Origin of the sequence: Nostoc sp. ChiQUE01b (assembly GCF_034531255.1) — a bacterium.
Lineage (GTDB): Bacteria > Cyanobacteriota > Cyanobacteriia > Cyanobacteriales > Nostocaceae > Nostoc.
The window spans coordinates 44,825-60,507 of record NZ_JAVRBM010000020.1 but is presented as its reverse complement, the minus strand read 5'-3'; the positions used below and the strand labels follow the sequence as shown (position 1 = coordinate 60,507).

Here is a 15,683-nt window from a genome sequence, read left to right as displayed (position 1 = left end):
CACAAAGTTACTGCTGGCAGACAATAATTTCTACTTAAGTCGATAGCGATCGCCACTAAACAAATTGTATAATTTGATTCAAAAATATGCTTGAGAATGTGAGATGAGCGAGCGAATTGGGCGCAAAAAATCAGCCGCATCAACTTTTACGAATCCATCACTTGCCTCCCCAGGTATTCCCACACTGGCGAATCCAATACGCGGCTTTGGCTCACAAATCAATACTGTCCCGCCTCAAACAGTAACTGAGGTAACACCAGACTTTCAAGAAGTCCAATCTGCCCAAGAGCAATTATTGGAACCAGAAGTCATCAAAGAAAAGCCCCAGACTCACGACATTAGTCGCATATCCTTGCATCGTCTCCAGGCAAAACTCACAGTTGGAGAACCGCACGACCAGTATGAACAAAAAGCAGATTGGGTGGCCAATCAAGTGATGCAAATGGTTCCTAGCCTACAGCCTATCGAAGATTCCTTGCAGCGAAAATGTGCAGCCTGTGAGCAGGAACAAGAAGAACTGCAAACCAAGCGATCGCTGCAACGTTATACTGATGGCAGCTTGCAGGCTGGGGATAATATTGAAAGTCGATTGAATAGTAGTAAAGCAGGCGGTACTACTTTACCAGATGACGTGCGCTCCTTTATGGAACCCCGCTTTGGTTATGATTTTAGTCAGGTGCGGGTGCATACTGGTGATGAAGCAGTCCAGATGAACCAGGAGTTGGGCGCACAGGCGTTTACACATGGTAGTGATGTTTACTTTGGAGCCGGGAAGTATCCAGGTAATAATGAGTTGACTGCCCATGAATTGACCCATATAGTGCAGCAATCAGGAGCTTTAGAAAGAAAATGCACTACCTGCCAGGAAGAAGATGATCGAGTTAGAAGAAAAGAAGACGAGAAAATCTTACCTGATACTTCTTCCAATGGTGATACATTACAGTCCTCCAACAGCACTGCAAAACTTCTAGATTTGATTGCCCGTTTGGAACAACTGCATACTCATTCGGACAAACAGATAGAGTCGCAGGCAAGTACTGAGTCTACCGACAATCCGCCTTTGCAAAAAGAAGGTCAGCAGCATTTGGATACTTTGTCTAATGGTTTACAGCAACTACGAGCAGCTACCCGCAGTGATGACGAAACCTTGAAGCAGCGGGTTCTTGCAGCGTTTACCCCATCTGCTATGCAAACAGCCCAGACAGAGGCATCAAATCGAGTCCAAACAGCTTCTGGATCGTCTTTGGAGTCAAGTTCGACTGCCAGTATACAGCGTGCGCCAGTCGGTATTGCCACCAAATCTCTAACAATTAGTTCACAGCAGAATGCTACAGAAATCGAAGCAGACCAAGTTGCAAAAGCAGTAACTTCTGGCAAATCAGTTGCAGTCAGTCAACGTTCTCCAGAGGGGAAAATTAATCGCTTTGCAGGAGGAGAAGAACTCATTGCCTTGGGAACTGGGTTACTTGTGGCAGATGCCGAAGCTGCACCCGTCGAAGTAGCAACGGGCCCTCCCGGTTGGGCTATCGGATTAGGTATTGCTGTTGCTGCTGTAGTCATTATTGGCGTTGGTATTGCTATCTCTTCTGATACTGATACCCCAGCAACTCCAGAACCAGAAGCTAAACCAGTTCCACAACCTTTGCCAGTACCAGTGCCTATACCTCGACGTTATCCAAACCAGACGTGTGAGGATTCGGTGCTTGATACATTGCAACAAGAAATGCACACTTTTTGCGATAAGATTGGGGGTGAAAGTTGTAGCCCCAGCAAAGTAAGTCCAAAGAAGCTAGCGCGGCGACCCTGCTCAGAGATTCGTCAACGCATTCAGGCAGTGCAGGAATGTATGCGTCTCAGAGAAAATATCCAGGATAAGTGTTTTGGTGGTCAACCCGATCAAGCGCATAAGGATGTTATTGAACAACTTAAAAGTGGACTTCAACATTGCTTGAATCTTGAAAAGGTCAACTGTGCACCAGGTCATCCAATGGCAAATCTTTGAATTATGTTAATGGATCTCTTTCAAGCGATCGAAAATCAGAATCTAGACGGCATCGCAGAATTACTGTCACACGGAGCCGATCCAAACAGTCTTCGCCCAGAATTTCCACGATGGACACCCCTACATGAAGCAATTGAGCAACTTGAAGATGGTGGTGAGATCGAATTCTTAGTTTTATTACTTCGGCATGATGCATCCGTTGATACTTGGGATGCTGACCATGATTCTACACCACTGCTGATGGCACTTTTCCGTGGGCAAATAGAAGCTGTTCGCTTGTTGCTGGCTGCTGGTGCAGATCCAAACGTTGTTGGTAGCGAGGGTGACTCACCATTACGCTGGTGCGTTGAGCAAGGGGACTACAACACAGCAGCAATGTTACTTCGTTGTGGAGCAACCAAAACGCTCAATGATGCTGGCGGTAGTAGTGGAATGACAGCACTTGGGCAAGCCGCAAAACGGCTTGATTTAAAAATGATTGAACTTCTCTTACAAGCAGGAGCAGATCCAGAAGTTTATGATGCTGATAAATTTACTGCATATCGACGGTTGCCGCCACGGAACGAAGCAAAAGATGATGCCGTGTGGGTTGCAGCAGAGGCACTGCTAATGCGCTGACTGCGATCGCACTGAAGCCCAACCACTAGAAATGGAAGTTATTGAGAGTTCCCATAAAGGAATTCGTGGAAGGTCTCGAAAGACAAAAAAACCAAATCAGCCTTGGCATTTGTGAGATTTTGTTGCTCCAAACTTAGTTCTTTACAGAATTGTCTGCTTCTATAACATTAATTATTTTGGCAGTTATGGCTCATATCATGTCCGGCTAATTAATTATAATTTGCTTGCTCTATGCAGAAAGCCCAAAAACCCCTCCCCTCTGCACCTCTGCACCTCTGCCCCCCTGCGGTCTTAATGATAAGTCTTTAACCGGACATGATATCAGAGACTAAAAATCAAATTTGAGAATTCCTACACTCGTCATAAATAAATTGGCGTTGTACTATATCACTCAATTACTGTAACAAGAATTTGAGCACTGCAACTTGGAAACTTTTTCAACTTGTTTCGGTGCTTTGATTTCAGTAAATAGCTGAATCGCTCGATTAAAATTTATTTGACTTTCTTCAAGTGTTGCTATCTTTTGATTAGTTAAACCCAATTGAAAATAAGCTTCAGCCAGATCGCATTTAGCACCTATTTTATCCAAAAGTTCGATTGCTTCTGTATGATTAGCAAGAGCTAATGCAAAATCTGTTTTTTGCCGATGGATTTCTGCTAAACTATTGAGTGTTTTTGCTTTTACCTGCATATAATGACTTTTTTCAGCAAAAGTCAAAGCTTGATGCAATATCTGATTTGCTTGGGAAAACTCGCCTAAATTGACGTAGGTTTGACCCAAAATTTGCATGAAATAGACAAATCTCCCAGTTTGTTCTACCAATTTTTCGTTCGTCATATTTTGATACGCTACATCTGCTAATTGATATGAGGCATCACACAAACCTAAATAAGAATATACTAAAGCTAAACAGACTGAAGCTTTCTCTGCCCAGCGATGATGCTCGGTGTTTTGAGCTAAGTAAATTACTTGTTGAAATAACTTTGCGGCTGCCTCTAGTTCCCACAAATCTATTTTGTAAAGACCAATACTTAATAGAGAATCTACCTCTAGCATCCTTAGATAGTAAACTGTATGTTTATTTTCTGGCTGAGGTACAAGTGATTTGAGTGCTTGGGTTGCCAGACTAATAGTCTTTTTTTGACAAGCGATCGCTTGACTAATTTTACCTGTTATCCAATATAAATCACCTAATATATTATAAAGTTCGCTGAGATTTTGGTCATTTTCCAGATTATTAACAACTCGCTCAATTGCCGCAAGTATCGGTTGAATTAAACCCATCCGATATAACGTACTACCAAGAGGTAAAAACTGCTGCCATTGATTATTTCGGCTTTTTAAAATGACTTTACCTGCTAACTCCAATTCATTAATATCTATGTAGTGATAATATGCTTCCAGAGCTTGCAAAGCATCCTTAAAGGTTTCAATTTGTTTAACACTAGTTGTCCAAAATTCTGCGGCTTTGTGGTTGGCAATTTCCCATTCATCGCTGGAACGTAAACGTGCGATCGCTTCTTTCCGAATCACCGGATGCAGCCAGTATTCACCTTTTTCACACTCCACCAAAGACCGATTTCTCAGAGAGGCGATAATTTGGCGATGTTGATCGGGTAAGACATCCCACAGTAAACAAAACAACCCTTGAGATGGAATGCTGGGTATATCTTGATAACGATAACATCCCAAACGGCAAAGTAAGCGATAAGCTTGAGGGTCGAGGGCTTGCAAACGATTGATTTGACTAACGGCTAAATTTTTTAAGTCCGTTGCTGCTAAAGGATCGGCATGATTTTCTTGCCAATAAAGAACCATATCACCATCAAAATCCTCCTGAATTGAACCGCAGAGAATTCCCATTGCTTTGGCATTACCGCCATAAGTGCGATGCATGATTTGCAAGGTTGGCGAGTCGATAGTTAACCCACGGTTGCTAAAAAACTGTTGCCATGCACTTTGATCCAAACCAGGAAGCCGATAGTGATTCACATTTAGCCCAGGTTCACAAAGGCGATCGCGACTAGTAATCAAGGTAACAGATTGCACCCTAGCATCTGCCAAAACCCGCAATAGTTCTACATAGTTGCGGTGAGCAGCAATCAATCCACCTTGTTGATCTAATGCAGGTTCGAGATTATCAATTAACACCCCAATTTGCCGATTGTGGAGTTGGCGCTTGAGTCGTCCCAATGTCACCCCAAATTCTACCCCAGGTTCTTGATCGAAATCTTGTTTAAGCCATTCCTCTACTACCCGTTCGGCGGGGGTGATATTCTGCGTTTCCTTCGCCATCAGCAGTTCTAAAACCAAGTCAAACCCCTGAGTTTGGAGATATTGCTGCGCTAGAGTGGTTTTACCTAAACCTCCCTCACCTTGGATAACAATCACTTTCGAGCCTTGATTTACCAAAGTATTCAGGTGAGCGATCGCTTCTGTTCGTCCAATAAAATTGGTATCCTCTAATTTTGGGGTGGATTGGTGCGATCGCGAGTAATCGATCAGACTTGATGATATCGCAGTAGTTTTTCTCAGAACTCGCTCCAAAGTAGCGCGACAATTACTTTTGGTAATCTTTTCTCGCAGTACTTTAGAAAGCAGCTTCCATAACTGAGAACCAGCATCCTTGGCGTGTCCTTCCGTACAACCGTAAGAATGAGCGATATCCAAGTATTTTCTACCCAACCAAACTTGCACAAGAATCACTTTTTGCAAATCGCTCAACCGTTCCCCAGTCTGAGGGGGAATTATGGCGTCTAACCATGCTAATGCTGCTTGGGCGTCCATTGTATAACGACAAGGGTAGTTCAGATTTTAAGGACAACTATAAATCACTTTACAGTTATGTTGCTGGAGTTTTCGGATAAGATTCTGTAAATCCGACTTTTTTTCCGACTTTTCCGAATAAAGCTTTCTCATCTAATAAAATAAAACTCATTAGGTAACATCAGCACCATCATTACTTATGGTGAAATCAGACCCTCGTCAATTGCCTAGCAGTGCTGAACTTCCTTGTTCAGACGATACCCCTGTGGATAACGAAGATCAGAACTTTATTCCTAACCTGCTTCTCTTCTTGCTGCAATACATTTGGGCAAACCGTAATGACTGGTTTTTCAGTGTGGATATGGGCGTTTACCATATCACAGGGGTTAGTCCACTTGTGCCGATTGTACCAGACGGATTTTTGAGCTTAGGTGTAGAACGCCGCAAGGCAGATAAATCTCGTAAAAGTTATGTTGTTTGGGAAGAAAATAACATAGTGCCTATTTTGGCTTTAGAAATTGTCTCTTTAACTCCAGGTGGAGAATACGACAAAAAATTAGACACCTATGCCAAGTTAGGGGTACTGTACTACATTATTTATAATCCAGAGTATTGGCAAAGAGACCGTCACCAACCTTTTGAAGTTTATCGCTTAGTAGATGGTAGCTATCAATTGCAAATTGGTGAACCCTTTTGGATGCCAGAAATTAATTTGGGAATTGGTAGAGGGCAATACGTATCTGGTAATATCCAGCGTCAGGTTTTGTATTGGTATGACCAACAAGGAAAGCGCTATCAAACTTCAGAAGAACAGCTTGAATTAGCGCAGAAACAACTTGAGCGTTATCGTCAACAATTTGGAGAATTGCCCGAATAAGGCAAGCATTAGCTTTAAGGCAGCGCCTTCTTTGCTTCTAGCAAAAATAGAATTGTACTTGCCGTAATATGAAGCTGGTAAGCAGCAAAGTGTTGTGGGACAGTAAGTGGCTGAGAACCTTGACCATGACCTGCATTTTTATTTCTCATAGTAGGAACTCCACTTTCAAGATTTGATTTGAGTGAGGTAAATTGAGTCTGTAAGTAAGAAGGAATCAGATGGTTCTGCAAGCAAACATTAATAAGATTTTTTGCTGTATCTCTAGGTTGATAAATCCAGCCTTGAATATCACAAATAGTTTTCATAGTACTCTCGAAAGCTTTGAGGCATTCAACAAGGCATTCCTTGTATCGTCCGTGCCGATAATGTTCGTGTGCTTTCAAAAATTCCTCATTTGCTCCTTTAAATCGTGTATCACTTAGCAAATGCAAAACTGGCTTAACTGCCTCAGCATGGATTATCTGAGAATCAACTCTGATAATTTCACCTGACTCATACTGATAGCCTACCCCGTGTTCTCTAAATCTATAGTTTAATGTTTCAATTGCTTCAGTAGGTGAAATTTCTGGATGATATCTTATATAGTGTATGTCTCGCATATAGGGACTATTAATATAGGTAAATATTAATTCTACTACATCAATAACCTGTTCTATATCATCGGTTTTTAACATAAAATTCAATATATCACTAATAGAACTTTTTCTATGTTCTTGTAGCGAAAAGATGCCATATTCACGGCATAAAATCTTGTAAATATTTTGGAAGCTCTTTAAGTTATTTGGATGATCGGGATTTCCTATAGTATCGTTAATAATATGAATAATCTGTACGCGAAGCTCTTTAGAGATATAGTCATATCCATAAACATCAAGGAATTCTCTCTCCCATAAGTCTTTTTTGACGCTTTGAGTATATATCGTAGACCTTCATACTTAATAAACCTGTATACAATACATATATACTACACTAAAGGCTTTTTCCCCGACTTTTGCAACTGCATCAGATAAAACTGCCGACTTCAGCCGACTGACAAAAGCAAGTGCGATCGCTTAGTTTTGTACGGTGTGTTATGCCGCTATCTTACGCACCCTACTAGATTGAAGCTTATTCCCTCTCATCACAAACTAACCTTTTAAATAAAGATAGAGAAATAATAGTTGTGTTTAACAACGTTTGCGCCTCATTAAAATCAGCATCACCCGTAATAAAAAAATCTGCTTCTGCTGCAATAGCACAAGCTAAAAACTTTGCATCTTTCCTATCTCTAGGGAAATCAACCTCCACATCCACATTAATTAGTGTTGTCACTGAATCAATTAAATAAACCCATCTTTCGTATTGTGCCTCAGTTAATTTTAAACGAGGGCGCTTTAAAACGTTCTTATACTCTGCGATAATCTCTGCCGATACAACCCACTCAAAAGCAGAATTAGCAATCACAAATAAAATCACTGCTTCTGGATTTTTATCAGCTATAGCAGCAGAGACTACGATATTAGTATCAATAACAACTTTCATTTTCCCCGTCTATAAGCTTCAATTTCTGCTGCTATTTCTTCATCACTTAAGGGATTATCTGCGTGTATTGCTTGTATTTCTTTGAATAACTTTTTTAATTCTTCTGCTAAAGTAACCCTTTGATTATCGTCTGTCAAAATAATCACCTCAACTCTCTGTCCTGCTTTAAATGGTAAATCAGATAATACTAAGTGCTTGGGATCTGCAATAGTGATATATGTTTTATAAGCGTTCATGATTTATTCTGTTACTCAACTTTTATCTACCCTTGTTCTAACAATTTCGTCACATTCTCTGCAATTCTTTCTTCTACTTTTTTGTAAAGTCGTCTTAAAAGGGCGAGGTTTAAAATCCAAATTTTCTCTAACCAACTTTTTCCCCGACTTTTGCAACCCTATCACATAAAACTGCCGACTTCAGCCGACTGACAAACGATAGTGCGATCGCTTAGGCTATTGGGCATAGAGATAATAATTAAAGTATAAAAATATGCTTAATACTCTCAACCCAATCACAGAAGACTTAGTAGGTCAAAACTATCCTAGTCCTCATTACTTGCAAACACAGTGCTGCATTCGTTCCCTCATAGACAAATATATTGCAGTCGAACAACTACACGACCGCCTGCAAGATTTACCGATACAGTTTGCCAATCCCCAACCGCGTCCCTGGAAACCCATTGATTGGCAAACGATTAACCGCAATCAAATTATTGGCTTAGACGCAGAGGTATTTTTATCTATCTTGATCGGTGCAATGGATACAGAAGCGCCCATTCGCGGCTATACCCAAACCAGTCGGCAGTATTTGGAAAAATTGCATCCTCAGATGGCTCGGTTTGTTGGTGGAACTGTCGGTAAAGATGGCGAATTGCTGGAACTTGGTTTATGGGAAAAAGAAGAACGTCAGCACACACCTGCATTAATCAAAATTTACACCCAATTAACAGGCGAGAAAATTACCCCAAAACTTCGGACAGTTAGAAGCTATCTTCCCACAGATGACGCCAAAGAAGATTTATATCGCCACGGCTTACACCGCATTGCCACAGAATACGGTGCTACCTGTCTGTATATTTGGTTGATGGCTCACACCACTGGCGCACTCCAGGATGTTTTAGAGGAACTAGCACAAGACGAAATCAACCACATGACCAAATTCTGGGGGTTTGGGGTTTGGACTTTCCCTGATACTGGGTTGATGCGAATTGGACGCACGCTAATCAAAACGCGATCGCCAAACTATCAGCGTAACAACCTCATGCGTACCCTCCGCCGCATGATGGGTACACTCAACTGGAATGCTTGGTCATTAACTAACAAAACAACTCTCCTCTTCACCTTCACCTACACAATGCATCGCTTATGGAGTTGGAACAATAGCCTCACACCAGAGTATTTGCAAGATTTATTTGAAATTAGACATTAGTAAAAACAAATAAAAAATGAAAAATCACAAATAACAAATAAAAAATGAAAAATCACAAATGAAAAATGAAAAATGACAAATGACAAAGGACAAATAACAAATGACAAAGGACAAATAACAAATGACAAATGACAAATCAGCCGATTTAAACCCCCAAAAAATCCCCCAACATATCGCCGTCATCATGGATGGTAACGGACGATGGGCAACCAGTCGAGGATTACCACGCATTGCTGGACATCGCCAAGGAGCAAAAACGCTCAAAGAACTATTGCGTTGCTGCAAGAATTGGGGAATCAAAGCGTTGACAGCCTATGCTTTCTCAACAGAAAATTGGCAACGTCCCGTCGAAGAAGTGGATTTTCTGATGCATTTGTTTGAGCGATTACTACGCCGCGAGTTAGCTCAGATGCATCAAGAAGGAGTACGAATCTCATTTATTGGAGATTTATCGGCTTTACCCAAGTCTCTACAGAGAGAAATGGAACGTTCAATGATAGAGACGTTAAACAATCAAGCAATCCACTTTACGGTTGCAGTCAATTACGGTAGCCGCGACGAAATTACCAGAGTTTGCCGTCAAGTAGCTCAACTCGTACAACAGGGCGAACTCAGTGCCCAAGAAGTGAATGAAAGTCTTGTAGAACAACACCTCTACACAGCAGATACTCCAGAACCGGATTTGCTGATTCGTACCAGTGGTGAGATGCGATTGAGTAATTTCCTCTTGTGGCAAATGGCGTATACAGAGATGTATTTCACCGATATTCTTTGGCCAGACTTTAATCGAGAAGCATTTTATCAGGCTTTGTTGAGCTACCAAAATCGCGATCGCCGTTTTGGTCAAGTCAAAGCTTCATTATCAGCTTAGTGTACCAAACACCAGACATCGTGTGAAGAAGGCAGGAGGCAGAGGGCAATATTCCTTCTGCCTTCTGCCTTTCTTGATAAAGTAAAAGCACCCACACTACCACGAATGGTATATGAGCGCTCACAAATAAAACATTATCGAGGATAATCTATCTGCTATGACAGACCGAAGTAACTATAAGAATAGCAGGCACTGGGTAAATAAACTGCAAGGGTAGTTACAAATGTTTTGTTAAAAATATTACTTACCGTAAATGTGATGCTTGATTTAGCCAAAATCCAATCGATTGCGAAATCCTATTCTCCCCAAGAACTCTTCGCTGCTTTGGTTTGGCAGCGTCGGTTCAATGAGTTTGATGGCGAAGAAGTGATTACTGACCTTTCCAACCACAAAAATTTATGGGCAAGCTTTCTGTTCACAAAACCAATCTTTGCACCAGATGAAAACGGTTTAAGCTTTGGTGGTATGGTCGATACCCTACTTGCAATGGCAAACTATCGTCCCATGCCTGAAACCAGCATCATCCATTTCATTGCTTATCCTGCCGATACACTATACATCCTTACAGAGAACCAAGACATAAAGGTGTCTGAGCTTTTAGACTTGGGCAAAAAATGGCGAGCTGATTCAGTAGAGGTAAGTGATGGCACGAATGAAGATTATGGTTTGCGCCTGAAGCGCCGACTGAGAACTAGATTGGAAGGGGGGCTATGGGGTGAAGATGTTCACCAGGATTGTGATGCGGTTATTGTTACTTATTGGTGGGATTAAATTCTTGAAAGTTATTTCCACCGTTTTCCTCCCGATCTTACCTGCACCCAAATCGAGTAGCGATCGCAGTCTCTTAATTTTTTTTGAGTAAATTATTCTTTGTTAGGTATTGAGCCGAGGATTTCGGCTCAATATCTATATTCATTATCACAAAATTAGACTTATGTAAATTATTATTTTCTCAATATAGCAATCCTATTTATATTTAAACAGAGAAAATTTTGAAGGCTTATTAATCAAGTATTTTACGTAATGCATTGTTCAAAAACCATTTAGGATTGCTATCGTAATCATAAAAACTATCAATATGATGTATTGTTAATTCTTTCCAAAAATAGTATTTACTAGAATTTAAGACTTGCGATACAAGCTGATGTTTTGGTAAGTTAATTCAGAAAAAATCCTGATATCCAAAATTTAAAGTTAACAAGACTCTCTTGCTAAATCTACTTTAAATTTACTTATCAATCCATTTTAAAATCGCAATTAATTTTTCCACTATTTTATAGGTGTTGGGAGTCATCATGGCAAAATATCTACTAGCTTCTGCTAGTGGGATGGGATTTTTATGTTTAATTGTCGGGTTATCACCTGTGCAAGCCCTTCCTAGTTTAGAAATTGCAGATAAAAACGTAGCTGTTAATCAAGATGATGGCAGCTATGAAAAAAATTATTTTCATCAAAGCAATTTAGCAAAAAATATCTCCAGTAAATTGCTGATAGCTAATGAAATTCAAAAAAACTTACCCTCAGTCAATCAACAGCAAAAAATTCAAGATATAGGAGTAGATTCTGCCGTTAACTTGTGGCAGCCAATCATACCACAACCTGCAAGTTCATCTCCAACCTCATACAAACTTGCACAAGTAACATCCGTATCGCAATTGTCTGATGTACAGCCGAATGATTGGGCTTTTCAGGCACTCCAATCTTTAGTCGAGCGCTATGGTTGTATCGCAGGTTATCCCAATCAAACCTATCGCGGTAATCGGGCGCTAACTCGCTATGAATTTGCTGCTGGCTTAAATGCTTGTTTAGACCGAATCAATGAGCTGATTGCGACTGCAACTGGTGATTTAGTCAAAAAAGAAGATTTAGCCACATTGCAGAAACTACAAGAACAATTTGCGGCAGAATTGGCAACATTGCGGGGTCGAGTAGATGCTGTAGAAGCTCGCACAGCAGAACTAGAAGCAAATCAGTTTTCTACTACGACCAAACTCACTGGAGAGGTAATTATTGCTGGTGTTGGTGCTAGCGGTGGCGCTCCTAATCAGAGTGACCCGAACATCATCCTAGTCAATAGAGTGCGGTTAAATCTCACCACTAGCTTTACTGGTAAAGATTCATTAATTACTGGATTGCAAGCCTATAACTTTTTAGGTGGAGCCGATGGACAAGGTAGCCTGCAACAAAGTTTAGGATTAGCTTCGCCACTTTTAAGTGCAAGTAGCGCTCGTACCAGTTTTGAGCCGCAATTTCCGGGGTTAAATGTCAATACTTTGTCGGGTGTTGGCGCAAACAGTATTCAGGTTTACAAATTGCTGTATGTCTTTCCCGTCGCTAATAAATTAACCTTGTTTGCGGGAACTGCGGCAGAGACATCAGATGCTTTCCCAGTAATTACACCTTTTTATGGTGAAGGACAAGAGTCAATTTCTCGTTTTGGCAACTTGAATCCTGTACTACGGGTTTCTGGTGGAACTTCGGGTACTGGTTTAGCATCGGCGGCGGGATTTATTTTTAACATTTCGCCAAATTTTGATTTAAGAGCTTTATACGGCAGTGTAAATGCCAATTTACCCGAAAAATCTGCTAATGAAGCAGTACCAGGAGTTTCTACTACACCTTTGGGAGCAGGTTTATTTAGTGGTAGTAGTATTATTGCCACACAGTTAACCTTCAAGCCAAGTTCTGCTCTGGATATTGGTTTAAACTATGCCCACAGTTATCACGAAATCAATATTTTGGCTACAGGATTAGTTAGTAGTGATATCGGTGCTTTATCAGGGGTTGCAGTTGGAACACCGCTCACACTCAACTCTGTTGGCGGTACGGTAACATGGCGATTGTCTCCCAAAATAGCATTATCTGGCTACGGTGCAGCAATATTTGTTGATGCTGCTTCCAATAGCGTGGATGCTTCCACCACCTTTACAAGTTGGATGGCGGGAGTTCACTTCAAAGATTTATTCAAGTCAGGAAACACTGCCGGGATTCTTTTTGGTCAGCCGCTTTACCGTAGTGATACTGGTGGTTCTGCTCAACTTACGCCCACAGGCGACAATCGGGCGACTCCTTACCATTTAGAAGCTTATTACCGCCTTCAAGTTAGCGATAATATTAGCATTACCCCTGGGGCGTTTGTTCTCTTTAACCCAGAAGGTAACAGCAACAATGAGACTACGACTGTAGGTGTCCTTCGGACTACTTTTACATTTTAAGAGATTGGAAGTAGGCAGTCAAAATCCCCCAAGAAATTGGGGGATTTAAGGATTGGGTAACAAAGTTCACAAAAAGAATCCCCGTCACAAAGCGTGCGGGGAAGCTTAATAGTATCGTGACAAAAAAATCTTTACTCGATGCTGAACCCCACCAAGGTTTGTAGAATCTAAACCCGCTAACCGAGATATAGATGGAATGTAGAGATGTAGTAGTGCTACGTCTGTCTGCGCAAGTGTTCTGGATACCGCATAATTAATTTCACCAGACGCCCAATTACTAAGTACAGCAAAGTGCTGTTAGCGGAAGCGGGGCGTTTAGCCCGTGCTGTTAGCGGAAGCGGGGCGTTTAGCCCGTGCTGAGTAGAAACTCAGTATTATCAAAGGTTTCAGCAACCAACATAGTCCTAACCTATGCTTCGACTGCTATATTTGACCAGATTCTTAGAGGACTTACGCAAGATGTGCCTGAAAACCTTATTGTTGCGTAGCGGTAATTCATGAATTACCGCTACTTTCGTTATGTTTTGCGTAAGTCCTATCTTAAAGAAAGTTGTTATTAAATAAGGTGAGCAGGAGAAGTTCTTTCTTTCATGTTTAACGATCGCCCGCTATGCACCTGGCTTGATATGATTAGATTGTCTTACAAAAAAATCAGGTAAAAAATGGATATTTTATACTTAATAAGTTTTTCTTTAATAAGATTACATCTCTTGCTCGGCAAACTAAGAATACTTCAATAAATGAAATTTTTGTAATATTTTAAGAGTTGATATTAATAATTTATCTCTGAAAATAACGAAATTATTGCTCGATATTTTTTACTTTTTACAGTAACCACATTCGATAACTAGACTCAATTTGATTGTTAATTGTATTTGAGAATATGCAAAAATCAATGAGAAAGGAATGTAATTACTTCAAAGGATAGGCGAATGATACTTTAGATAATTGATTTGTGACTATTGATGATGTTATTATTAAGGGGTGGGTTGATTTTGGGTTTATTATCTCCAACAATTAACTTGTAATGTATCATAGATCAGAATTCATCAGTGTTGCAAATTCGATTAGACCCTTGCATAAATTACAAATCTAAGAACCCCACCCCGCCAAAGCGTAGCTTTGTATCCCCTCCTCGCAAGCGGGAAGGAGATTAAGGGATGAGTTATTAAGCAGTTTTGCAAGATATCTATTGATTAGCAGTGTGAAATGGCTGTGGGTCTGAATATCTAGACTTGATACCAATAAATTGATGAGGTTACAGAGGAGCAAATAACCATGAGCAACTTAACATCTCCACATACCGAAGTTCAAAAAACGAAGAAAAAAAGTTTAGCCGCAGATAAAAAGCCTCGAGCTACAGATGATATTGTGCGTAGTTATCTGCAAGAGATCGGGCGTGTAGATTTGTTGACTCGCGAACAAGAGGTTATTTTTGCCCAACAAGTGCAGCAGATGATGAATTTATTAGCTGCTAAGGAAGAATTGGCTGTGAAATTAAACCACGAACCCACGCTGCAAGAATGGGCAGATCGGGTGGAGTTAAGTTTAGAGGTGCTAGAGCAACAGCTAAATTTAGGACAGCAGTCCAAGCAGAAAATGATTCAGGCTAATCTCCGGTTAGTGGTAGCTGTGGCCAAGAAATACCAGCACCGGAACCTAGAATTTATGGATTTAATTCAAGAAGGTACTTTAGGTTTAGAACGAGGGGTGGATAAATTTGATCCCGCTCTTGGTTACAAGTTTTCTACTTATGCTTACTGGTGGATTCGTCAAGGAATTACACGGGCGATCGCTCAACAAGGACGTACAATTCGTTTACCTATCCACGTCTTTGAGAAACTGAACAAAATTAAACGGGTGCAGCGAGAATTATCTCAACAGTTGGGTCGCGTTCCTACTACTGCTGAAATTGCCACTGCCTTATCTTTGACACCTAGCCAAGTTCGAGAGTGTTTGTACTTAGCCCGTCAACCCTTCTCTCTAGAGGCACGAGTTGGTGAACAACAAGATACAGAATTGCAGGACATATTGGAGGATGATGGCCCTTCCCCCGAAGATTATGCCGTTGAAGAATCTCTCCATCAAGACTTACAAGACTTATTGGCAAAGCTGTCTCCCCAGCAGCGAGAAATATTAACCCTGCGCTTTGGTCTAACGGATGGGTATGAACTTTCTTTAGCACAGATTGGCGATCGCATGGGTATTAGTCGAGAACGGGTGCGTCAGATAGAACAAAAAGCTCTCAGTCTCCTCCGACGCCAAAAGGAACAAGTACGTAGTTATCTAGCTAGCTAAGGTTATTTTTTTATAATTTCAGACATTGAAACTTAGGAAATCACTATAATGGCTGTATAAAATTCAGTCATTCTGGGGGAAAATAA

12 protein-coding genes are annotated in these 15,683 nt (G+C 40.8%); 8 read left to right on the top strand and 4 right to left on the bottom strand.

The window, feature by feature from the left end; genetic code table 11:
* The first annotated feature begins 103 nt into the window (after positions 1-103).
* On the top strand, positions 104-2,002 hold the full coding sequence (locus RMY63_RS15610; protein ID WP_322729566.1) for an eCIS core domain-containing protein: 1,899 nt from the start codon (positions 104-106) through the stop codon (positions 2,000-2,002).
* 9 nt (positions 2,003-2,011) lie between these two features.
* Positions 2,012-2,620 (top strand): ankyrin repeat domain-containing protein, encoded by a 609-nt coding sequence (locus tag RMY63_RS15605; protein WP_322729565.1) that lies wholly within the window; start codon positions 2,012-2,014, stop codon positions 2,618-2,620.
* 391 nt (positions 2,621-3,011) lie between these two features.
* On the opposite strand, the gene RMY63_RS15600 is transcribed toward RMY63_RS15605, so the two are convergent.
* Positions 3,012-5,408: a tetratricopeptide repeat protein gene (locus RMY63_RS15600; RefSeq protein ID WP_322729564.1), complete on the bottom strand. Its 2,397-nt coding sequence runs from the start codon at positions 5,406-5,408 to the stop codon at positions 3,012-3,014.
* A gap of 178 nt (positions 5,409-5,586) precedes the next feature.
* Here RMY63_RS15600 and RMY63_RS15595 point away from each other — a divergent pair, with 178 nt between their 5' ends.
* The gene (locus RMY63_RS15595) at positions 5,587-6,264 is read left to right on the top strand and encodes a Uma2 family endonuclease (protein ID WP_322729563.1); all 678 of its coding nucleotides are present in this window, start codon (positions 5,587-5,589) and stop codon (positions 6,262-6,264) included.
* Between the two features lie 14 nt (positions 6,265-6,278).
* On the opposite strand, the gene RMY63_RS15590 is transcribed toward RMY63_RS15595, so the two are convergent.
* The 3 genes from RMY63_RS15590 to RMY63_RS15580 all read right to left on the bottom strand — a co-directional run bounded on the left by RMY63_RS15590 (position 6,279) and on the right by RMY63_RS15580 (position 8,021).
* The gene (locus RMY63_RS15590) at positions 6,279-7,079 is read right to left on the bottom strand and encodes an STM4504/CBY_0614 family protein (RefSeq protein WP_322729607.1); all 801 of its coding nucleotides are present in this window, start codon (positions 7,077-7,079) and stop codon (positions 6,279-6,281) included.
* Between the two features lie 292 nt (positions 7,080-7,371).
* The gene (locus RMY63_RS15585; protein ID WP_322729562.1) at positions 7,372-7,785 is read right to left on the bottom strand and encodes a putative toxin-antitoxin system toxin component, PIN family; all 414 of its coding nucleotides are present in this window, start codon (positions 7,783-7,785) and stop codon (positions 7,372-7,374) included.
* Entirely contained in the window at positions 7,782-8,021 is a 240-nt protein-coding gene (locus RMY63_RS15580; protein WP_322729561.1) for a hypothetical protein, read from the bottom strand. Before RMY63_RS15580 ends, RMY63_RS15585 begins: the two co-directional genes overlap by 4 nt.
* A gap of 253 nt (positions 8,022-8,274) precedes the next feature.
* On the opposite strand from RMY63_RS15580, the gene RMY63_RS15575 reads away from it, so the two are divergent.
* The 5 genes from RMY63_RS15575 (at position 8,275) to RMY63_RS15555 (ending at position 15,597) form a co-directional block, all read left to right on the top strand.
* A complete protein-coding gene (locus RMY63_RS15575) occupies positions 8,275-9,213 on the top strand; it encodes a ferritin-like domain-containing protein (RefSeq protein ID WP_322729560.1) in 939 nt (312 codons plus the stop codon).
* Positions 9,214-9,334: 121 nt separating this feature from the next.
* On the top strand, positions 9,335-10,084 hold the full coding sequence (locus RMY63_RS15570) for an isoprenyl transferase (protein ID WP_322729559.1): 750 nt from the start codon (positions 9,335-9,337) through the stop codon (positions 10,082-10,084).
* 228 nt (positions 10,085-10,312) lie between these two features.
* Positions 10,313-10,855, top strand: a complete 543-nt coding sequence (locus RMY63_RS15565) for a hypothetical protein (protein ID WP_322729558.1) — start codon at positions 10,313-10,315, stop codon at positions 10,853-10,855.
* Between the two features lie 524 nt (positions 10,856-11,379).
* Positions 11,380-13,299 (top strand): iron uptake porin, encoded by a 1,920-nt coding sequence (locus RMY63_RS15560; protein ID WP_322729557.1) that lies wholly within the window; start codon positions 11,380-11,382, stop codon positions 13,297-13,299.
* Between the two features lie 1,278 nt (positions 13,300-14,577).
* Positions 14,578-15,597 carry an RpoD/SigA family RNA polymerase sigma factor gene (locus RMY63_RS15555; protein WP_322729556.1) on the top strand — a complete coding sequence of 340 codons (1,020 nt, stop codon included), beginning with the start codon at positions 14,578-14,580 and terminating at the stop codon, positions 15,595-15,597.
* Positions 15,598-15,683 lie beyond the last annotated feature (86 nt).